This is a genomic window from Pseudomonas sp. URIL14HWK12:I5 (assembly GCF_900176445.1).
Classification (GTDB): Bacteria; Pseudomonadota; Gammaproteobacteria; order Pseudomonadales; family Pseudomonadaceae; genus Aquipseudomonas; species Aquipseudomonas monteilii.
In genome coordinates this window covers 75,925-95,160 of sequence record NZ_FWXQ01000011.1, presented here as the reverse complement: position 1 = coordinate 95,160, position 19,236 = coordinate 75,925, and the positions used below count along the sequence as shown (strand labels likewise).

At 62.8% G+C, this 19,236-nt stretch carries 20 protein-coding genes; 12 read left to right on the top strand and 8 right to left on the bottom strand.

The annotated features are described in order from the left end of the window. Positions 1 to 894: 894 nt before the first annotated feature. The 6 genes from hemA (at position 895) to B9A31_RS23100 (ending at position 6,245) form a co-directional block, all read left to right on the top strand. A complete protein-coding gene (gene hemA, locus B9A31_RS23125; protein ID WP_019099810.1) occupies positions 895 to 2,172 on the top strand; it encodes a glutamyl-tRNA reductase in 1,278 nt (425 codons plus the stop codon). Further along, positions 2,169 to 3,251: a peptide chain release factor 1 gene (gene prfA / locus B9A31_RS23120; RefSeq protein WP_016713307.1), complete on the top strand. Its 1,083-nt coding sequence runs from the start codon at positions 2,169 to 2,171 to the stop codon at positions 3,249 to 3,251. The genes hemA and prfA overlap by 4 nt, the downstream gene beginning before the upstream one ends. Next, positions 3,251 to 4,081, top strand: coding sequence for a peptide chain release factor N(5)-glutamine methyltransferase (gene prmC / locus B9A31_RS23115; protein WP_084297404.1), 831 nt, complete (start codon positions 3,251 to 3,253; stop codon positions 4,079 to 4,081). Before prfA ends, prmC begins: the two co-directional genes overlap by 1 nt. Beyond that, positions 4,075 to 4,830 carry a molybdopterin-synthase adenylyltransferase MoeB gene (locus tag B9A31_RS23110; RefSeq protein ID WP_016713305.1) on the top strand — a complete coding sequence of 252 codons (756 nt, stop codon included), beginning with the start codon at positions 4,075 to 4,077 and terminating at the stop codon, positions 4,828 to 4,830. Before prmC ends, B9A31_RS23110 begins: the two co-directional genes overlap by 7 nt. Beyond that, on the top strand, positions 4,823 to 5,620 hold the full coding sequence (gene murI, locus B9A31_RS23105; RefSeq protein ID WP_019099808.1) for a glutamate racemase: 798 nt from the start codon (positions 4,823 to 4,825) through the stop codon (positions 5,618 to 5,620). The genes B9A31_RS23110 and murI overlap by 8 nt, the downstream gene beginning before the upstream one ends. Positions 5,621 to 5,726: 106 nt before the next feature. After that, a complete protein-coding gene (locus tag B9A31_RS23100) occupies positions 5,727 to 6,245 on the top strand; it encodes an acyloxyacyl hydrolase (RefSeq protein WP_025754819.1) in 519 nt (172 codons plus the stop codon). Between the two features lie 16 nt (positions 6,246 to 6,261). Here the strand turns inward: B9A31_RS23100 and B9A31_RS23095 are convergent, their stop codons facing one another. From B9A31_RS23095 to B9A31_RS23075, 5 genes are all read right to left on the bottom strand, one after another. Further along, complete coding sequence (locus B9A31_RS23095) at positions 6,262 to 6,963, bottom strand: SDR family oxidoreductase (RefSeq protein ID WP_084297403.1); 702 nt, start codon at positions 6,961 to 6,963, stop codon at positions 6,262 to 6,264. A 13-nt stretch (positions 6,964 to 6,976) separates the two neighbouring features. Then, on the bottom strand, positions 6,977 to 8,404 hold the full coding sequence (gene phrB / locus B9A31_RS23090; protein ID WP_027609757.1) for a deoxyribodipyrimidine photo-lyase: 1,428 nt from the start codon (positions 8,402 to 8,404) through the stop codon (positions 6,977 to 6,979). Beyond that, on the bottom strand, positions 8,395 to 9,294 hold the full coding sequence (locus B9A31_RS23085) for a MerR family transcriptional regulator (protein ID WP_084297402.1): 900 nt from the start codon (positions 9,292 to 9,294) through the stop codon (positions 8,395 to 8,397). The genes phrB and B9A31_RS23085 overlap by 10 nt, the downstream gene beginning before the upstream one ends. Beyond that, positions 9,284 to 10,252 (bottom strand): YbgA family protein, encoded by a 969-nt coding sequence (locus tag B9A31_RS23080; protein WP_019099803.1) that lies wholly within the window; start codon positions 10,250 to 10,252, stop codon positions 9,284 to 9,286. The genes B9A31_RS23085 and B9A31_RS23080 overlap by 11 nt, the downstream gene beginning before the upstream one ends. A 100-nt stretch (positions 10,253 to 10,352) precedes the next feature. Continuing rightward, positions 10,353 to 11,339, bottom strand: coding sequence for an NAD(P)/FAD-dependent oxidoreductase (locus B9A31_RS23075; protein WP_027609755.1), 987 nt, complete (start codon positions 11,337 to 11,339; stop codon positions 10,353 to 10,355). 187 nt (positions 11,340 to 11,526) lie between these two features. Here B9A31_RS23075 and B9A31_RS23070 point away from each other — a divergent pair, with 187 nt between their 5' ends. After that, positions 11,527 to 12,432 (top strand): TIGR01777 family oxidoreductase, encoded by a 906-nt coding sequence (locus B9A31_RS23070; protein ID WP_027609754.1) that lies wholly within the window; start codon positions 11,527 to 11,529, stop codon positions 12,430 to 12,432. A 13-nt stretch (positions 12,433 to 12,445) separates the two neighbouring features. Then, positions 12,446 to 13,459 (top strand): ferrochelatase, encoded by a 1,014-nt coding sequence (gene hemH, locus B9A31_RS23065; RefSeq protein WP_016713296.1) that lies wholly within the window; start codon positions 12,446 to 12,448, stop codon positions 13,457 to 13,459. A 70-nt stretch (positions 13,460 to 13,529) separates the two neighbouring features. Here the strand turns inward: hemH and B9A31_RS23060 are convergent, their stop codons facing one another. After that, positions 13,530 to 14,804, bottom strand: coding sequence for a uracil-xanthine permease family protein (locus B9A31_RS23060; protein WP_016713295.1), 1,275 nt, complete (start codon positions 14,802 to 14,804; stop codon positions 13,530 to 13,532). 2 nt (positions 14,805 to 14,806) lie between these two features. After that, a complete protein-coding gene (upp, locus tag B9A31_RS23055; RefSeq protein WP_011532223.1) occupies positions 14,807 to 15,445 on the bottom strand; it encodes a uracil phosphoribosyltransferase in 639 nt (212 codons plus the stop codon). 162 nt (positions 15,446 to 15,607) lie between these two features. Between upp and B9A31_RS23050 the strand changes: the two genes are divergently transcribed. From B9A31_RS23050 to B9A31_RS23035, 4 genes are all read left to right on the top strand, one after another. Beyond that, positions 15,608 to 16,165: a hypoxanthine-guanine phosphoribosyltransferase gene (locus B9A31_RS23050; RefSeq protein ID WP_019099801.1), complete on the top strand. Its 558-nt coding sequence runs from the start codon at positions 15,608 to 15,610 to the stop codon at positions 16,163 to 16,165. A 2-nt stretch (positions 16,166 to 16,167) separates the two neighbouring features. Next, positions 16,168 to 16,641, top strand: coding sequence for a WbuC family cupin fold metalloprotein (locus B9A31_RS23045; RefSeq protein ID WP_027615755.1), 474 nt, complete (start codon positions 16,168 to 16,170; stop codon positions 16,639 to 16,641). A 51-nt stretch (positions 16,642 to 16,692) separates the two neighbouring features. Further along, positions 16,693 to 17,163, top strand: a complete 471-nt coding sequence (locus tag B9A31_RS23040; protein WP_019099799.1) for a hypothetical protein — start codon at positions 16,693 to 16,695, stop codon at positions 17,161 to 17,163. A 68-nt stretch (positions 17,164 to 17,231) separates the two neighbouring features. After that, positions 17,232 to 17,522 (top strand): PA4642 family protein, encoded by a 291-nt coding sequence (locus B9A31_RS23035; RefSeq protein ID WP_003247360.1) that lies wholly within the window; start codon positions 17,232 to 17,234, stop codon positions 17,520 to 17,522. Between the two features lie 57 nt (positions 17,523 to 17,579). Here B9A31_RS23035 and mqo read toward each other — a convergent pair whose 3' ends face one another. After that, the gene (gene mqo / locus B9A31_RS23030) at positions 17,580 to 19,088 is read right to left on the bottom strand and encodes a malate dehydrogenase (quinone) (protein ID WP_016713291.1); all 1,509 of its coding nucleotides are present in this window, start codon (positions 19,086 to 19,088) and stop codon (positions 17,580 to 17,582) included. Positions 19,089 to 19,236: the final 148 nt, after the last annotated feature.

The window sequence follows — 19,236 nt, the reverse complement described above, 5'->3', positions numbered from 1 at the left end:
TTATGCAGACCGCGCAGCGCCTGCGTGGTTCGCCGCAGAGCCTGCCAACACGATCCAGTGCTCTTGCTCTTGCTCTTGCTTCAGCTTTTGCTTCTAAGCGCGCGATAGTTCAGGCGCTGCAGATTGCGACTTCAGGAGGCCGAGCGGAGGGATTGCGGAGGGAGGTGACGGGCATGGATGCCCGTCAAGCGCTGAGGCCCCATGGATGGGGCCTGCAGCGCGTACTCCCGGGAGCAAGCCCGTAGCGAGGGAACCCCGGAGCGCAGCGTAGGGGCCGGATGATGGGAGCGGACGGTTTTTGGTTCCTTTTTGCCACGACAAAAAGGGACCCGCCGTAAGGGCGGAAAGGTGACTGAGCGCCACCTTCGAGAATGAATGTTTACTGTGTTGTTGATGCCCACGCCTAAAAGCGAAAAGCGAAAAGCTTAAGCGATGGTTTTTATATAGCGATAAGTTCGTATGCGGTGGCGACGCATACTCACCTTTTCGCCCTTACGGCGAGTCACTTTTTGCCAAACGCGGCAAAAAGTAACCAAAAAACGCTGCGCTCCCATCATCCGGCCCCTACGCTGCGCTCCGGGGTTCCCTCACTCCGGCCTTGCTCCCGGGAGGACCGCGCTGCAGGCCCCATCCTGGGGCCCAGCGCTTGACGGGCATCCATGCCCGTCACAGCCCTCCGCAAGGCCTGCGTTCGGCCTCCTGAAGTCGCGAAGATCAAGATCAAAAGCCAGATCAAAAGCCAGATCAAAAGCGGGGGAGGGGTGAAATTACCGCTGATGCTGGCCTGGACGCGGCGATAGCCGCAGCGTTATCAGCGCAATAGCGAACGGTGGTTGTCCAAAAACCTGCGAAAGAGGACAATTATCGGCTTCCCGTCACAACCAGCGACCTTGCATGGCCTTTCTTGCACTTGGTATCAACCATAAGACTGCCTCGGTAGACGTACGCGAGCGCGTGGCGTTTACCCCAGAGCAGCTGGTAGACGCCCTGCAGCAGCTCTGCCGACTGACATCCAGCCGCGAAGCGGCGATCCTGTCGACCTGCAACCGCAGCGAGCTGTATATAGAGCAGGACCACCTGTCCGCCGACGCCGTGTTGCAATGGCTGGCCGACTATCACCGCCTCAGCCTCGACGAGCTGCGCGCCAGCGCCTACGTGCACGAAGAGCACGATGCCGTGAGGCATATGATGCGCGTGGCCTCGGGCCTGGACTCGCTGGTACTCGGTGAGCCGCAGATTCTCGGCCAGATGAAGTCGGCCTACGCCGTGGCGCGTGAAGCAGGTACCGTCGGCCCGCTGCTCGGGCGCCTGTTCCAGGCCACCTTCAGCGCCGCCAAGCAGGTGCGTACCGACACTGCAATCGGCGAAAACCCGGTTTCGGTGGCGTTTGCCGCGGTCAGCCTGGCCAAACAGATCTTCGCCGACCTGGGTCGCAGCCAGGCCTTGCTGATCGGTGCCGGCGAAACCATCACCCTGGTCGCCCGCCACCTGCACGAGCAGGGCGTACGTCGTATCGTCGTGGCCAACCGCACCCTGGAGCGCGCCAGCACGCTGGCCGAGCAGTTCGGTGCGCATGCCGTGCTGCTGGCCGACATCCCCCAGGAGCTGGCCAACAGCGACATCGTCATCAGTTCCACCGCCAGCCAGTTGCCGATCCTGGGCAAAGGCGCGGTCGAGAGTGCGCTCAAGCAGCGCCGGCACAAGCCGATCTTCATGGTCGACATCGCCGTGCCGCGCGACATCGAAACTGAAGTCGGCGAACTGGACGATGTCTACCTGTACACTGTCGATGACCTGCACGATGTGGTGGCGGAAAACCTCAAGAGCCGCCAGGGCGCGGCCCAGGCCGCCGAAGAGCTGGTGTCGGTGGGCGCCGAAGACTTCATGCTGCGCCTGCGTGAACTGGCTGCGGTGGATGTGCTCAAGGCCTATCGCCAGCAAAGCGAGCGCCTGCGCGACGAAGAACTGCAAAAAGCCCAGCGCCTGCTGGCGAACGGCGGCAACCCCGAAGACGTGCTGGCCCAACTGGCCCGGGGCCTGACCAACAAACTCCTGCATGCGCCCAGCGTGCAGTTGAAAAAGCTCTCGGCCGAGGGCCGCCTCGATGCGCTGGCCATGGCCCAGGAACTCTTTGCCCTCAACGAGGGCTCCACGGACAAATCCCCGCAATGAAAGCGTCGCTGCTGAATAAACTGGAAATCCTCCAGGACCGCTTCGAAGAACTCACCGCCCTGCTCGGTGACGCCGAAGTCATTTCCGACCAGACACGCTTTCGCGCGTATTCCCGTGAGTACGCCGAGGTGGAGCCGGTCTACGCTGCTTATAAAGAGTGGCGCAAAGTGCAGGACGACCTCGAAGGCGCCCAGGCGCTGCTCAAGGACAGTGACCCGGACCTGCGCGAAATGGCCGTGGAAGAAGTGCGTGAAGCCAAGGAGCAACTGTTGACGCTGGAGGCGCAGCTGCAACGCATGCTGCTGCCCAAAGACCCTAACGATGGTCGCAACGTGTTCCTCGAAATCCGCGCCGGCACCGGTGGCGACGAGGCGGCGATCTTCTCTGGCGACTTGTTCCGCATGTACTCGCGCTACGCCGAAAAGCGCGGCTGGCGCCTGGAAATTCTGTCCGAGAACGAAGGCGAGCACGGCGGCTACAAGGAAATCATCGCCCGTGTCGAGGGTGAGAACGTTTACGGCAAGCTCAAGTTCGAGTCGGGCGCTCACCGCGTCCAGCGCGTACCCGAGACCGAATCCCAGGGCCGTGTGCACACCTCCGCATGCACGGTGGCGGTGCTACCCGAGCCGGACGAACAGGCCGCCATCGAAATCAACCCGGCCGACCTGCGCGTGGACACCTACCGTGCCTCCGGCGCCGGTGGCCAGCACGTGAACAAGACCGACTCGGCCATCCGCATCACTCACTTGCCTACCGGCATCGTGGTCGAATGCCAGGAAGAGCGTTCGCAGCACAAGAACCGGGCTCGCGCCATGTCCTGGCTGTCGGCCAAGCTCAACGACATGCAGACCAGCGCAGCACAGAATGCCATCGCCAGCGAACGCAAGCTGCTGGTGGGCTCTGGCGACCGCTCCGAGCGCATCCGCACGTACAATTATCCACAGGGCCGGGTGACCGACCACCGCATCAACCTGACCCTGTATTCGCTGGACGACATCCTCAGTGGTGGCGTAGAGGCGGTGATCGAACCGCTACTGGCCGAATACCAGGCCGATCAACTGGCCGCCCTGGGGGACTGATGACCATCATCGCCAGCCTGCTGCGCAACGCGCAGTTGCCCGAATCGCCCACCGAACGGCTGGATGCCGAATTGCTGCTGGCGGCTGCCATCGGCAAGTCGCGTAGTTACTTGCACACCTGGCCCGAGCGTATCGTCAGCAGCGAAGATGCCGAGACTTACGCGGGTTACCTGCAGCGCCGCCGTGGCGGCGAGCCGGTGGCTTACATTCTCGGGCAGCAGGGCTTCTGGACAATCGACCTGGAAGTGGCGCCGCATACCCTGATCCCGCGGCCAGACACCGAGCTGTTGGTCGAGACGGCCCTCGAACTGCAACCCGCCTCGCCAGCCAAGGTGCTGGACCTGGGCACCGGTACGGGCGCGATTGCCCTGGCCTTGGCCAGTGATCGCCCGGCCTGGCAGGTGACTGCGGTTGACCGGGTAGAGGAAGCCGCTGCCCTGGCTGAGCGCAACCGCCAGCGCCTGGGCCTGGCTAATGCCCAGGTGCGGGTAAGCCACTGGTTCGACAGCCTGGTCGGCGAGCGTTTTGACCTGATTGTCAGTAACCCGCCTTACATCGCAGCTGCAGATCCTCACCTGGTGGCCGGTGACGTGCGCTTCGAGCCCAGCAGTGCGCTGGTCGCTGGCGTCGATGGCCTGGACGACCTGCGCGTGATTGCTGCCCAAGCCCCTGCGCACCTGTTGCCGGGGGGCTGGTTGTTGCTGGAGCATGGCTACGATCAGGCAGCAGCGGTACGCGCCTTGCTGGCGGAACACGGTTTTATCGAGGTTGCCAGCCGCACGGACCTGGGCGGCCGTGAACGCATTACCCTGGGGCGCCTGCCATGCTGAGTGATGAGGAACTGTTGCGTTACAGCCGGCAGGTACTGCTGGCCCAGATCGACATCGATGGCCAGTTGCGGCTCAAGCAGAGCAAGGCGCTGATCGTCGGGCTCGGTGGCCTTGGCTCGCCAGTTGCCCTGTACCTGGCCGCCGCCGGGGTGGGTGAGCTGCACCTGGCCGACTTCGACACCGTCGACCTCACCAACCTGCAACGCCAGGTCATCCACGACAGTGCCAGTGTCGGCATGAGCAAGGTCGACTCGGCCTTGCAGCGCCTGGAGGCGATCAACCCGGAAATCAGCCTGGTTGCCCACCGCCAAGCACTGGACGAGGACTCGCTCGCTGCCGCCGTGGCGGCGGTCGACCTGGTACTGGATTGCTCCGACAACTTCGGTACCCGCGAGGCGGTAAACGCCGCGTGTGTCGCGGCTGGCAAGCCACTGGTCAGCGGCGCGGCGATCCGCCTGGAAGGGCAGTTGTCGGTGTTCGACCCGCGACGTGACTACAGCCCTTGCTACCACTGCCTGTACGGGCATGGCAGCGAAGCCGAGCTGACGTGCAGCGAAGCCGGTGTGATCGGCCCACTGGTGGGGCTGGTAGGCAGCTTGCAGGCGCTGGAAGCGATGAAGCTGCTGGCCGGGTTCGGCGAGCCGCTGGTCGGCCGCCTGCTGTTGATCGATGCTCTCGGCACGCGCATCCGCGAATTGCGGGTCAAGCGCGACCCGGCCTGTGCAGTCTGCGGCAAGCGCGATGGCTGAGCGTTCGGCGCCAATCGGCGTAATGGACTCCGGGGTTGGCGGCTTGTCGGTGCTCGCCGAGATCCAGCGGCTGCTGCCCAACGAGACGCTGCTGTACGTGGGCGATTGCGGCCACATACCCTACGGCGAGAAGTCGCCAGATTATATCCGTGAGCGTCTCCGGCGCATTGCTGCGTTCTTCCATGAACAGGGCGCCAAGGCCATGGTACTGGCCTGCAATACCGCCACGGTGGCGGCGGTGGCCGACCTGCGCGAGTTGTACCCGACCTGGCCGCTGGTGGGCATGGAGCCGGCGGTGAAGCCCGCTGCCGCCGCCACGCGCTCGGGCGTGGTCGGTGTGCTGGCCACCACCGGTACCCTGCAAAGCGCCAAGTTCGCCGCCTTGCTCGACCGTTTTGCCAATGACGTACAGGTCATCACCCAACCTTGCCCGGGGTTGGTCGAGTTGATCGAGGCCGGCGACCTGGCCAGCCCGGCAGTGCGCCAGTTGTTGCAAGGTTATGTACAGCCGTTGCTGGCCGCTGGCTGCGACACGCTGATCCTGGGCTGCACCCATTACCCCTTCCTGCGCCCGTTGCTGGCCGGCATGGTGCCAGCCGATGTGGCCATCATCGACACCGGCGCCGCGGTGGCGCGCCAGTTGCAGCGGCTGCTGGGCGCGAATGACCTGCTGGCCGATGGGCCGGCCCGGGATACCCGCTTCTGGACCAGCGCCGACCCGCAAACCCTCAGAAATATCCTACCGATGCTGTGGCATGAGTCTGGCGATGTGCAAAGCTTTGCGTTGTGAAAAAAACGTGAAAATTAGCTGAACTATCGTTCCACTGCCGCGCTCTACCGCTTTGCCTGAGATGAGGCAGGCTTTAATAACAGCATCAGGAAGAAGGATGTTTCTCATGAAGAAACTGCTCGGCTTGGCGGCGGCTGCCGCTTTTACTCTGGGGCAAGCACTATCGGCGCAGGCAGCCGATGTTTCCTTTTCGGTAGGTCAGACCGGTGACTCGACAATGGTCTACCGGCTTGGACTGCAATCAAACTGGGATGCCAGTTGGTGGCAGACCAGCGTTGGCCGCCTGACCGGCTATTGGGATGGGGCCTACACCTATTGGGATGGCGATGAGACGGCGAGCAACCACAGCCTTTCGTTCGCGCCAGTGTTCGTTTATGAGTTTGCCGGGGCGTCGGTCAAGCCCTACATCGAAGCCGGGATCGGTGTGGCAGCGTTTTCCAGCACCGAGCTGGAAAGCAACGAGCTGGGCTCGGCATTCCAGTTCGAAGACCGCATCGGCTTTGGCTTGCGCTTTGCTGGCGGGCATGAGATCGGCGTGCGGGCCATTCACTACTCCAACGCGGGTATCAAAGAGCCCAACGATGGAGTAGAGAGCTACAGCCTGCATTACCGCATGGCGCTGTAGCCGGCACGTTAGCCGTCTAGCTACGTGGCAGCGGCCATAGACTGCTCAGATCAAGTGTTTCCAGCACCAGCTCTGGCTCTCTCTGTGGCCACCGCCGCAGCAGTTCTTCAGCCGCACGCCGCGGCGTCCATTCCTCCGGTATGGCTTGCGCCGGCGTCACGGGTGTCTTCAGCGATTGGGGGCTGACCACCGTAACGTCTATCCCTTGGCCTTTCAGCGTCTTGCGCTGTTCACGCATCCATTGCGGCATATTGTTCCAGCCAGCGCTCACCTGGGTTGGTGCATACAGCTGCAGCGCCGAATAGCGGTTGAAAACGGCCATCACCTGCGGTGATTCACCTTTCAACAGCAAAGGCAGCGCATTGGCAAGGCTATGTTCACCCGCCAGCTGGTTGCTGGTGACAATCGCCTCGAACACATCGCTGCCCGCCAGTGGGGCATCCAGGTAGTCGGTGGTACCGGCGTTGATGACCAGACCATCCAGCGAGCACCAGGCATGGCATATCTGCTGGCACGCATCGGCCGCTTGCCCATCGGCATGCAACTGCCAGGGCAGGCGCAAGAAGCGCCGCCCATGCTGTGCCGCCAAGGCGTTCAATTCATCGCTTTCCTTAGCACTGGCGGCAACGCAATGGCCCTGTTCGAGCAAGCGTTCCACCAAAGCCAGACCTAATCCGTTGCTGGCGCCTGTAACCCAAAAACTGCGTGAGTCAGTCAAGACGTTGTGCCCTCTAATTCTGCCGACGTGGTAGCCCCTTGAAGGCTTCCAGTGCACGCTGGCGACTGCTGCTGAGATTCACCATGGGACAGTGATACAAATTATTATCAAAAAGATCTCGGTGTTTCACGGGCTCATGGATGGTTTTATCGTCGAGGTCACGTAATTCCGGCAGCCAGTGCCGAATGAACCGCCCCTGTGGGTCGAAACGTTGCGACTGCGAAATCGGGTTGAAGATGCGGAAATAGGGCACTGCATCGGTGCCGGTAGACGCGCTCCACTGCCAGCCGCCGTTGTTCGCGGCCAGGTCACCGTCTATCAGGTGGCGCATGAAGTAGCGCTCGCCCTTGCGCCAGTCGATCAGCAGGTTCTTGCTGAGGAACATGGCCACCACCATGCGCAGGCGGTTATGCATCCACCCAGTATGCAACAACTGGCGCATGGCGGCGTCGATGATCGGGAAACCCGTACGGCCCTGTTCCCAGGCTTCCAGATCTGCCGGTGCATCGCGCCAAGGCAACGCTTCGGTTTGCGCGCGGAAGGCGCGGTGGCGAGAGACCTGTGGGAAACCGGTCAGGATGTGCTTGTAGAACTCGCGCCACAGCAGCTCGTTGATCCAGGTTTGCACGCCGGCGCTGCCGCTGTCGAACTCGCCCCGGTTGCTGGCCAGGGCACCGTGCAGGCACTGGCGCGGCGAGATCACCCCCGCGGCCAGGTAGGCCGAAAGCTGGCTGGTGCCGGGTTTGGCTGGCAGGTCACGCAGTTGCTGGTAGTCATCAATGGTTTCATCGAGAAAGCGAGACAATCGCCCCTGCGCTTCGGCCTCACCCGCTGGCCAATGTGCTTGCAGGGCGCGCTCGGGCTTTTCAAAACCCTCCACATGCTGCGGAATCGGGTCGCTCTGGATCTGCAGGGGCGCTTGCTGTTTAACCCGGTGAGCCATGGCTGGCAGGCTGCGGTGCAGGTGCTCCAGACAGGTTTTTTTGAACTGGCTGAAAACCTGGAAGTAGTCGCCGCTGCGAGTGAGGACCGTGCCCGGGCGGAAGAACAGCTGGTCGAGGTGGCTGTGTGCCTGAATGCCCGACTTTTCCAGCAGGGCTCGAGTGGCATCGTCACGGCGCTGTTCGTTGATGCCGTACTCTTCATTCCAGTGAACGCTTGCCACCCGATGCTGGCGGCATACCTCAAGCACGGCCTGTGGTGCCTGATCCCAAGTGTCGATGCTGCGGATCAACAGGGGGATATTCAGGCCTTCCAGCGACTGGCGCACGTCGCGCAGGTTGCGCAGCCAGAAGTCGACTTTGCAGGCAGCGTCGTCATGGGCCAGCCACTGAGCGGGGCTGACCAGCCACAGGGCGATGGTTGGGCCACGTTCACTGGCGGCGCTGAGCGCAGTGTTGTCATTGATGCGCAGGTCACTGCGCAGCCAGGTCAAATGCATGGTGCAGGCGTCTCTTCAGGCTGGCGGTCATGGGCTTGGAGCAAGCGTAAAGCCGCTTGAGGGGTGTCGAACAGGGCGAGGTCTGGCAACTCGAGGGCACGCAGCTGCGCTTCATGCAGTACCAGCGTCGCACCGCCGGCCAAGGTTTTCACGGGCAGGTTGTGCAGGGTGCGTTGCAGTGCTTTGCCATCAACGCGTGGCCCCAGGTGCAGAAGCACGGCACGCGGGGCAAGCGTGCTTACGGCACGTTGCAGGTGCGGGCCGGTGACCGGGTGCTCCAGCACTTCTACCGGGAAACCGTTGCTGGTGAACAACCAGGCGCATAGCCATAAACCGGGGCTGAAAGCACGTTCACCGTCTTCCACCAGCAATACGGGCGGGCCCTGCAGCAACTGGTTGTCGTGGTACACGCGGGCGCCGAGCTTGCTGCGTAGCCAGCTGTGGAAAAACACCTGCTCCAGTTGCGCGTTGAAGTAATTGCGCCAGCGCAGGTCGAGCAGGTCGAGCAGTGGCAGCAGCAATTGTTCGCACAGGGTAACGGCGGGGTACAGCGCCATTGCCTGGTTGAGTTGGTGGTCAAGGGCACGCTGTGACAGGTTGGCGATAGCCTCGATCAGCTGGAGCTGCCGGGCCTGCCAGTCGCCTTTGGGCGCAGTGCTGGAGGGTTTGTCGAGCAGCTCGCGGACCTGCCCGACCGAGGCCCCCCGCTGCAGCCAGGCAAGGATGGCTTCGACCCGTTCGACCTGTTCCAGCGGGTACAGGCGGTGCCCTTTCGCGGTGCGCTGTGGCTTGAGCAGGCCATATCGGCGTTCCCAGGCGCGCAGGGTGACCGGGTTGACGCCGGTGCGACGGGCCAGCTCACCGATGGGCAACAAGGTTTCAGACGGCATTGCGCAGGCCCAGGTTTTCGGGGTGCGGCTGCAGGTACGCTTGCTGCTGCAGGTAGGGGTCAGGGTGGTTGCGTAAATGGTGCTTGAGCAGGGTCAGTGGCACCACCAGCGGTACCACGCCTTTTTGATACTGGCCGATGACCGTCTGCAGTTCGGCTTTGTCCTGTTGTGTCAGGCTGTCTTTGAAATAGCCGCAGAGATGCTGCAGCACGTTGCTGTGGGTTCCGCGGCTGGCGCAGCGACGCAGGGCCTGCATCAGTTGGCTGAAGTAGCGCGGGCCGATGTTTTGCGGGTCGTCATCGCGGCTCATGCTACCCAGCAGGCGCCCGAGGGTGCGGTAGGCCTGGGGGTTGTTGGCCATCACCAGGTATTTGTAACGCGAATGGAAGCGCACCAGCGCGCCACGGCTAAGGCCTTCGGCCAGCAGGCGCTGCCAGTCGGCGTAGGCATACACGCGGCTGATGAAGTTCTCTCGCAGCACGGCGTCGTGCAGGCGGCCTTCTTCTTCCACGGGTAGGTCCGGGCGTTTCACACAGAACGCCTGGGCGTAGACGCCGCGTCCTCGCTGGAGGGCCGGGTGGCCGTTGTCCTGGTAGACCTTGACCCGTTCCAGCCCGCAAGACGGTGATTTCTGCATGAAGATGTAGCCGCAAATGTCGTCGAGCTCGTCGGCCATTTGTTCGCCGTACGTGCGCAGCGGGCCGGTCAGGTCCATGCCGGGGTTACGGGTGCCGACCACTTCGGGATGTTCGGGGTTGCCTACCAGGCGGATAGGGTCACGCGGGACGCCAAGGCCGATGGCCACTTCCGGGCACACCGGCTGCCAGTCGAAATGTTGTTCCAGCTGCGTCAGGCACAGGTCGGAGGCCTTGTGGCCGCCGTTATAGCGCACGCTTTGGCCCGTCAGGCAGGCGCTGATGGCGATACGCGGCTTGCTGTGGGTGAAAGGGTCGTGCATGGCTGTCTCCAGTAAACCTGTACATGACAAAAAACTTGTACAGGTTTATTCCAGCACAGCCCTGAAGTTATGCAAACCATTATTTTTGTATAGCGCTACATCATTCCAGGTGTTCGAGCAGTCGCCGTGCCGCTTCCTGGCCGCTGAGCCAGGCGCCCTCGACGCGCCCGGAAAGGCACCAGTCGCCGCACGCGTACAAGCCTTGGTCGGCATCGGCCAGCGCGCCCCATTCGTGGTTGCTGCTGGGGCGTGCATAGAGCCAGCGGTGGGCCAGGGCGAAGGTAGGTGCGGGCACCACGCAGCCGACCAGCTCGGCGAACTCGCCCCACAACTGTTCGATCACTTCTTCCTTGGGCAGGTCGAGGTGTTGCCGGCTCCAGTCAGACGTGGCGTGCAGCACCCAGGTGTCGAGTTGTTCGTCACGGCCGGGTTTGCTGCGGTTGCGGGCCAGCCAGTCGAGCGGGTTGTCTTGCACGAAACAGCCTTGCATCGGCGTATCCAGCGGCGCCTGGAAGGCGAGGGCGACGGCCCAGGTGGGCTCCATCTGCACACCAGCGGCCACGGCAGCCAGTTTTGGGGTGGCAGCCAGCAGCGGCGTGGCCTGCGGTGCCGGTACCGCGATCACCACGCGGCTGTAGGGGCCATGGCTGCAGCCTTCGGTGTCCTGCAGGTGCCAGTACTGTTTGCCGCGGAACACCTCGGTGATGCGACAGCCGAAGTTCACCGTCACATCCTTGAGCAAGCCACGGGTGATGGCGCTCATGCGGGGCACGCCCACCCAGCGCGTCTGCTCGTCGGGAGAGGGGGTGAGTTCGCCGTCACGGTAGTTGTACAGCTGCGGCTTCCACTGCTCGGCCCAGCCAGCGGTGACCCACTGTTGTACCTGCTCGACGAAACGCCGGTCACGGGCGGTGAAATACTGCGCGCCGAGGTCGAGTGCGCCGGCTTCGCTGCGCTTGCTTGCCATGCGACCGCCACTGCCGTGGCCTTTGTCGAACAAATGCACGGATTGCCCCGCCTTCTGCAAGGCCTGGGCAGCTGACAAGCCGGCGATACCGGCCCCGATGATGGCGATAGGTACTGTCATGATGGCCTCTTCAAACCTTGCTGTAAGCAGACTACGCTGTCAGGCAAACCTGTACAATCCAGAATTTCTGTATAAGGTTATTCCGCTTTGGCGGACAGGTTGGCCTATGTTTATCCGAGAGCGTCGGGTCAAAAAAGTGCCTTGATGTTAAAAATAGACCACCGCCGCATTCTGCGAGGACACAGCCATGCATATATTGCTGACAGGCGGCACCGGGTTGATAGGCAGGCACCTCTGCCAGCACTGGCTTGGCCAAGGCCATCGCCTGACGGTGTGGAGCCGGCGCCCTGAGCAAGTGCCGAAAATGTGTGGCACTGGTGTACGTGGCATTGCCCGTCTGGAGCAACTGGAAGCGGACGATCACCTGGATGCGGTGATCAACCTCGCCGGCGCGCCGATTGCGGACCGGCCTTGGACGGCGGCCCGGCGTAACCTGCTGTGGGCCAGCCGCGTTACCCTGACCGAGCAGTTGCTGAGCTGGCTGGGTACCCGCGAGCAGCGACCAGACGTGCTGATCTCCGGCTCTGCGGTTGGCTGGTACGGTGATGGTGGTGAGCGCGAGCTGACCGAGGCATCACCGCCGGTGCGCGAAGATTTTGCCAGCCAGTTATGCATTGCCTGGGAGGAAACGGCCCTGCGTTCCCAGGCACAGGGCATCCGCGTGGTGCTGGTGCGAACCGGGCTGGTGCTGGCCAGCGATGGCGGCTTTTTGTCGCGGCTGCGCCTGCCCTTCAAGCTGGGGCTGGGCGGGCCTTTGGGCGATGGTCGGCAGTGGATGCCGTGGGTCCATATAGACGACCAGGTCGCCCTGATTGATTTTCTTTTGCGGCACAAGGATGCCAGCGGTCCCTATAATGCCTGCGCCCCGGAACCGGTGCGCAACCGCGAGTTCGCCAGGTGTCTGGGGCGCACCTTGCATCGGCCGGCGTTGCTGCCGGTGCCGGCGCTGCTACTCAAGGCTGGCCTGGGTGAGCTGTCGACCTTGCTGCTGGGTGGCCAGCGGGCACGCCCGGTACGCTTGTTGGCGGCTGGCTTCACCTTCCGCTTCAACGATCTGCAATCGGCCCTGGACAACTTGTCCAGCCGCCTCTGACATAGGATGCTGCATGACCGATCACGCCCTGCTGCTGGTCAACCTGGGTTCCCCGGCCTCCACCTCGGTGGCCGATGTACGCCGTTACCTCAACCAGTTCCTCATGGACCCGTACGTGATCGACCTGCCCTGGCCGGTGCGGCGGCTACTGGTGTCGCTGATCCTGATCAAGCGCCCGGAGCAGTCGGCGCATGCCTATGGCTCGATCTGGTGGGAGGAGGGCTCGCCGCTGGTGGTGCTGACCCGTCGTCTGCAGGCTGCCATGGTCGAACACTGGCCCCACGGCCCGGTGGAAATTGCCATGCGCTATGGCCAGCCTGCCCTACCAGACGTGCTGGAGCGCCTGGCGGCCCAGGGTGTACGCAAGGTGACCTTGGCACCGCTTTATCCACAGTTCGCCGACAGTACGGTGACCACTGTGGTCGAGCTGGCCAGGCAGACGGTCAACGAACGTCGGTTGCCGTTGCAGATGCGTGTGCTGCAACCGTTCTACGAGCATCCGGACTATATCGAGGCGCTGGCCGCCAGCGCGCGTCCGTACCTGGAGCAGGATTACGACCACCTGTTGCTGAGCTTCCACGGCTTGCCGGAGCGGCACCTGAAGAAGCTGGACCCGACCGGCAAACACGATTTCCAGGCAGCCGACTGCTGCAAGGATGCCAGCGCCGAGATGCGTGCGGTGTGCTACCGCGGGCAGTGCCTGGCCACGGCCAAGGCCTTTGCGCAGAAGATGGGCATACCGGATGGCAAGTGGTCGGTGTCGTTCCAGTCGCGGCTGGGGCGGGCCAAGTGGATCGAGCCCTATACCGAGGCGCGGCTGGATGAGCTGGGCAAGGCAGGGGTGAAGAAATTGTTGGTGATGTGCCCGGCGTTCGTGGCCGATTGCATCGAGACGCTGGAAGAGATCGGCATGCGTGGGAGCGAGCAGTTTGTCGAGGCCGGCGGGCGGGAGCTGGTGCTGGTGCCGTGCCTGAATGATCACCCTGAGTGGGTAAGGGTGTTGGCGGGGATGTGCGAAAAAGCCTGATCCGATGGTTGCCTGAACCGGCCTCTTCGCGGGCAACCCCGCGAAGAGGCCAGATCAGGTTAAAGCCGGATCACGGCAACTGATCATCCAGCTTCTTGTGCTTCCAGCCATCATTGCCCGGCAAGATCAGGTTCAGGGCAATCGCCACGATGGCGCACAGGGCGATGCCTTTCAGGCCCCAGTCATCCGGGCCGTCACCGCTGCCGATCAGCACGCCGCCGATACCGAACACCAAGGTGACCGACACGATCACCAGGTTGCGGGCTTCGGCCAGGTCGATCTTGTGGCGGATCATGGTGTTCATGCCCACTGCCGCGATCGAGCCGAACAGCAGGCACAGAATGCCGCCCATCACCGGTACCGGGATGCTTTGCAGCAGCGCGCCGAACTTGCCGATGAACGCCAGGGTGATGGCGAAGACCGCCGCCCAGGTCATGATCTTCGGGTTGTAGTTCTTGGTCAGCATCACCGCGCCAGTCACTTCGGCGTAGGTGGTGTTGGGCGGGCCGCCGAACAGGCCGGCTGCGGTAGTGGCCAGGCCGTCACCCAGCAAGGTGCGGTGCAGGCCAGGCTTTTTCAGGTAGTCACGACCGGTCACGCTACCGACCGCGATTACCCCACCGATATGCTCGATCGCCGGTGCCAGGGCAACAGGGACGATGAACAGGATGGCCTGCCAGTTGAACGCCGGTGCGGTGAAGTTGGGGATCTCCAGCCACGGTGCAGCGGCGATCTTGGCGGTATCGACCACGCCAAAGGCGAACGACAGGGCAAAGCCTACCAGCACGCCCGCAATGATCGGCACCAGGCGGAAGATGCCTTTACCGAACACGGCGACGATCAGCGTAGTGAGCAGCGCCGGCATCGAGATCATCATGGCGGTCTTGTACGGCAGCAGCACGCTGCCATCACCGGCCTTGCCCATTGCCATGTTGGCAGCGATCGGTGCCATGGCCAGGCCGATGGAGATGATCACCGGGCCGATCACCACCGGCGGCAGCATGCGGTCGATGAACCCGGTGCCTTTGATTTTCACCATCAGGCCCATGAAGGTGTACACGAAGCCTGCGGCCATCACGCCGCCCATGGTCTCGGCCAGGCCGAACTGGCCCTTGGCGAGGATGATCGGGGTGATGAAGGCAAAGCTGGAGGCCAGGAACACCGGTACCTGGCGGCCGGTGACCAGCTGGAACAGCAGGGTGCCGATGCCGGCGGTGAAAAGCGCGACGTTCGGGTCGAGGCCGGTGATCAATGGCATCAGCACCAGCGCGCCGAATGCCACGAAGAGCATCTGCGCGCCCGAAACGACCTGGCGCCAGAGCGGGTCGTTGAAGCCGTCCTGCATGGTCAGGCGTCCTTTTGCTTGGTGCCGAAGATCTTGTCACCGGCATCGCCCAGGCCCGGCACGATGTAGCCGTGTTCGTTCAGACGCTGGTCGATCGAGGCGGTGTAGATCTGCACATCCGGGTGGGCTTTTTCCACCACTTCGATGCCTTCTGGCGCGGCAACCAGCACCATGGCGCGAATCTCTTTGCAGCCGGCCTTTTTCAGCAGGTCGATGGTGGCGACCATCGAGCCGCCGGTGGCCAGCATCGGGTCGATGATCAGGGCCAGGCGCTGGTTGATATCCGGCGCGAGTTTTTCCAGGTAGGTGTGGGCTTCCAGGGTTTCTTCGTTGCGGGCAACGCCGACGGCGCTCACCTTGGCGCCCGGGATCAGGCTGAGCACGCCGTCGAGCATGCCGATGCCGGCGCGCAGGATAGGCACCACGGTGATTTTCTTGCCGGCGATTTTTTCAACTTGAACCTTGCCACACCAGCCGTCGATCTCGTAGGTTTCCAGTGGCAGGTCCTGGGTGGCTTCGTAGGTCAGGAGCGCGCCGACTTCCTGGGCGAGTTCGCGAAAATTCTTGGTGCTGATATCGGCACGGCGCATCAGGCCGAGCTTGTGGCGGATCAGCGGATGGCGGATCTCACGAGTGGGCATAGGGGGGCTCCGAAAGGCGGGCAAAAAAACCGCGCTAGATTAATCTATTCAGCCTGTGCTGTCGTCTGGTCATTCTGGACGTTAGTCCATAAATGCTTGATCTGTGACGAGCGGATGCGTACCTTTGCCCGCTTTTCCAAAATGCACCCCCCGGAGAGCGCCATGTCCGCCGATCTCGAGCATATCCGTCAAGTCATGCGTGAAGCTGACTGCCTGTACAACGAAGCCGAAGTCGAAGCGGCCATCGCCAACGTCGGCGAGCAGATCTGCAAAGACCTGCACGACAAGAACCCGGTGGTGTTCTGCGTGATGAACGGCGGCCTGATCTTCGCCGGCAAACTGCTCACCCACCTGCAGTTCCCGCTGGAAGCGTCGTACCTGCACGCCACCCGCTATCGCAACCAGACCAGCGGCGGTGAGCTGTTCTGGAAGGCCAAACCGGAAGTGTCGTTCATCGACCGTGACGTGCTGATCGTCGATGACATCCTCGACGAAGGCCACACCCTCAGCGCCATCATCGAGTTCTGCAAGCATGCCGGCGCGCGTTCGGTGCACACGGCGGTACTGATCGACAAGGACCACGACCGCAAGGCCAGCCCGGACCTCAAGGCCAACTACGTGGGCCTGCCGTGCGTCGACCGCTACATCTTCGGCTACGGCATGGACTACAAAGGCTACTGGCGCAACGCCAACGGCATCTTCGCCGTCAAGGGGCTGTGACCATGCGCCAGCCTGCGTTCATCGACCAATCGCTGTTCGCCGGGCTGGCCGAAAAGGCGGCCGCCAACCCGCGCGGGCGGCAGCATCACAACTTCCATGAGATGGAAGAGCCTTGCCACCGCATGGCGGTGGGGCTGCAGCCGAATACCTATATCCCGCCGCACCGGCACCTGAGCGACGACAAGGCTGAGGCCCTGATCGTGCTCAAGGGCCGCCTGGGCCTGCTGATCTTCGATGAGCAGGGCGTGGTAACCGCCAAGCGGGTGCTGCAGGCGGGCGGCGACTGCCTGGGAGTGGACCTGCCACCAGGCACGTACCATGGGTTGGTGGTGCTGGAGCCCGACAGCATGCTGTTCGAATGCAAGGCCGGGCCTTACCGACCCGTGGGCGAGGGCGAGCATGCGCACTGGGCGCCGCGTGAAGGCGATGAGGGTGTCGCCGAGTACCAGGCCTGGATGCGCGCGCAGTTCGATTGATAGTGCCTGCACACGGCATGCTAGAGTGCTCCTTCATACAAGGAGCCTCACATGCGTGCGATTCTTCCCCTCCTGCTGGCAGTCAGCCTGCCACTTGCCGCCGCACCGCTGCACAGTCAGTTCCTGCCACCTGACGACCTGTCTTTACGCCAGGAGGCGCCGACCGGCCAGCAATTGCTGCAAGTGACCGACTACTCCGTGGTGGTGGGTGCCCAGCGCCAGTCCGATCAGCAGCCGATCCCGATCACGTCGTCGTTGCAGGTGCGCCTGAAAGGCAAGCCGCTGAGCAAGGGCGCGACCATTGCCCAGGTGCTGCTGACGTTCGACGGTGAGGCGGCCAAGAGCCTGAAGAAGCCCGTGTATGACGAAAAAACCCGCACCCTGAGCCTGAATTACCCGGTCAGCGACTATCGGGTGATCATGGATCTGCTGCGCAACGAAACGCTGTATGTGCAGTTTCTGACCTATAACAACGGCCATATCTGGGCCGACCTGCACACCGGTACCGTACGTACGCGTTGAGGCACGCGGCCTGCGAGGGGTACACTGCCGGCCTTCGAAATTCCGTGATGGTCCAGTTGGAGTCGGCAATGCGTAAAGACAAGAAACAGGTAATCGGTGACGAAATCAGCGACGACTACATCAAGTCGTTCCTTCAGTTCGAGCCGGCCGATGGCGTGACCTCGCCGTCGCTGCACAAGCTGGTCAAGGCCTACCGTGGCCTGCGCGTCGATGACTTCGAGCGCTTTGTCGGCTTCTTCGTCGAAGCGGGCCTGGACCTGGATGGCAAGGACGAGCACGGCAAGACCTTCGTCGAGCAGATAGCCGACCAGCGCAATGCGCCGGAGTACATCGAGATCATCGATAAAGCCCGCGGCTGATAACGGCCCAGGCACAAAAAAACGCCCCGAGGGGCGTTTTTTCGTTTCAGGCCGGCATTAAGCGTAATGCTTGGCTGCCGGGCTGCTTTCCACCAGGTCCAGCGCCACGTCGTTGTCGGCACTGATCTTGTGGTACAGAGCGGCATCGGTCGCCAGCGTCTTCTCACGCGCCGGGAAGATTTCCTTGAGCTTGGCAGCCCAGGCACCTTTGGCCTGCTCGGGGAAGCAGCGCTCGATCAGTTCCAGCATGATCGACACGGTAACCGAAGCACCTGGCGATGCGCCGAGCAGTGCGGCCAGGCTGCCGTCCTGGGCCGAGACCAGCTCGGTACCGAACTGCAGCACGCCGCCTTTTTTCGGGTCTTTCTTGATGATCTGCACACGCTGACCGGCCACTTCCAGGCGCCAGTCTTCGGCCTTGGCCTGCGGGTAGAAGCGACGCAGGGCTTCCAGGCGCTGCTCCATCGACTGCATCACTTCGCTGACCAGGTACTTGGTCAGGTCCATGTTGTCGCGGGCCACGGCCAGCATCGGGCCGATGTTGCCCATGCGTACCGACAGCGGCAGGTCCATCAGCGAACCGTGCTTGAGGAACTTGGTGGTGAAGCCAGCGTACGGGCCGAACAGCAGCGAAGTCTTGCCGTCCACAACACGGGTGTCCAGGTGCGGCACCGACATCGGCGGGGCGCCTACGGCGGCCTGGCTGTAGACCTTGGCCTGGTGCTGTTTGACGATTTCCGGGTTGTCGCAACGCAGCCACTGGCCGCTGACCGGGAAGCCGCCGAAGCCTTTGCCTTCCGGGATGCCCGACAGTTGGAGCAGCGGCAGGGCCGCGCCACCGGCGCCGAGGAAGACGAAGCGGGCGTCGACTTCACGGCTGCCGCCGCTGTTGACGTCCTTGATGCTCACGGTCCAGCCGCTGCCGTTACGGCGCAGGCCGACAACCTTCTTGCTGTACTTGACCTGTGCGTCCTGCGAGTCGCCCAGCAGCTTGAGCAGCTTGTTGGTCAGGGCGCCGAAGTTGACGTCGGTGCCCTTGGCCACGCGGGTAGCGGCGATGTGCTGGTCGGCCGGGCGGCCAGGCATCATCAGCGGCATCCAGTCGTTCATCACGGCCTTGTCTTCGGTGTATTCCATGTCGGCGAAGGCATGGTGCTGCTTGAGCAGCTCGAAGCGCTTCTTGAGGAAGGAAACACCCTTGTCACCTTCGACGTAGCTCAGGTGCGGGACAGGGTTGATGAACGCACGTGCCGAGCCGAAGTTGCCCTTCTTGCTCAGGTAAGCCCAGAACTGGCGCGAAACCTCGAACTGGGTGTTGATGTGCACGGCCTTCTTGATGTCGATGCTGCCATCGGCGGCCTGGGGCGTGTAGTTAAGCTCGCACAGACCGGCGTGGCCGGTGCCTGCGTTGTTCCAGGGGTTGGAGCTTTCCGCGGCTCCGGAGTCCATCGCCTCGACGACCTCAAGCTTCAGGGTCGGGTCGAGCTCCTTGAGCAGTACGGCCAGGGTGGCACTCATGATGCCCGCGCCTACCAGTACCACATCAACCGATTCGTTCTGCGCCATTTAACGCGTCTCCACAATCTACAGCTACCTAATTGACAGCATAGGACCTGGGTTCGCCAGGGTCGCCATGTCCGACTTTTCGCAGTTCTTGCAACTTCCGCGGACACCGCCAATCAGTCTTCGGGTTCGGGTATTGAACGCCGTTTGC

Coding starts and splice junctions, on each gene's coding strand:
- B9A31_RS23110 (WP_016713305.1), top strand. CDS start 4,075: ATGCTGAGTGATGAGGAACTGTTGCGTTACAGCCGGCAGGTACTGCTG.
- prfA (WP_016713307.1), top strand. CDS start 2,169: ATGAAAGCGTCGCTGCTGAATAAACTGGAAATCCTCCAGGACCGCTTC.
- phrB (WP_027609757.1), bottom strand. CDS start 8,404: ATGCATTTGACCTGGCTGCGCAGTGACCTGCGCATCAATGACAACACT.
- B9A31_RS23045 (WP_027615755.1), top strand. CDS start 16,168: ATGCGCCAGCCTGCGTTCATCGACCAATCGCTGTTCGCCGGGCTGGCC.
- B9A31_RS23050 (WP_019099801.1), top strand. CDS start 15,608: ATGTCCGCCGATCTCGAGCATATCCGTCAAGTCATGCGTGAAGCTGAC.
- B9A31_RS23080 (WP_019099803.1), bottom strand. CDS start 10,252: ATGCACGACCCTTTCACCCACAGCAAGCCGCGTATCGCCATCAGCGCC.
- upp (WP_011532223.1), bottom strand. CDS start 15,445: ATGCCCACTCGTGAGATCCGCCATCCGCTGATCCGCCACAAGCTCGGC.
- B9A31_RS23075 (WP_027609755.1), bottom strand. CDS start 11,339: ATGACAGTACCTATCGCCATCATCGGGGCCGGTATCGCCGGCTTGTCA.
- B9A31_RS23100 (WP_025754819.1), top strand. CDS start 5,727: ATGAAGAAACTGCTCGGCTTGGCGGCGGCTGCCGCTTTTACTCTGGGG.
- mqo (WP_016713291.1), bottom strand. CDS start 19,088: ATGGCGCAGAACGAATCGGTTGATGTGGTACTGGTAGGCGCGGGCATC.
- B9A31_RS23070 (WP_027609754.1), top strand. CDS start 11,527: ATGCATATATTGCTGACAGGCGGCACCGGGTTGATAGGCAGGCACCTC.
- B9A31_RS23060 (WP_016713295.1), bottom strand. CDS start 14,804: ATGCAGGACGGCTTCAACGACCCGCTCTGGCGCCAGGTCGTTTCGGGC.
- hemA (WP_019099810.1), top strand. CDS start 895: ATGGCCTTTCTTGCACTTGGTATCAACCATAAGACTGCCTCGGTAGAC.
- B9A31_RS23035 (WP_003247360.1), top strand. CDS start 17,232: ATGCGTAAAGACAAGAAACAGGTAATCGGTGACGAAATCAGCGACGAC.
- hemH (WP_016713296.1), top strand. CDS start 12,446: ATGACCGATCACGCCCTGCTGCTGGTCAACCTGGGTTCCCCGGCCTCC.
- B9A31_RS23040 (WP_019099799.1), top strand. CDS start 16,693: ATGCGTGCGATTCTTCCCCTCCTGCTGGCAGTCAGCCTGCCACTTGCC.
- murI (WP_019099808.1), top strand. CDS start 4,823: ATGGCTGAGCGTTCGGCGCCAATCGGCGTAATGGACTCCGGGGTTGGC.
- B9A31_RS23085 (WP_084297402.1), bottom strand. CDS start 9,294: ATGCCGTCTGAAACCTTGTTGCCCATCGGTGAGCTGGCCCGTCGCACC.
- prmC (WP_084297404.1), top strand. CDS start 3,251: ATGACCATCATCGCCAGCCTGCTGCGCAACGCGCAGTTGCCCGAATCG.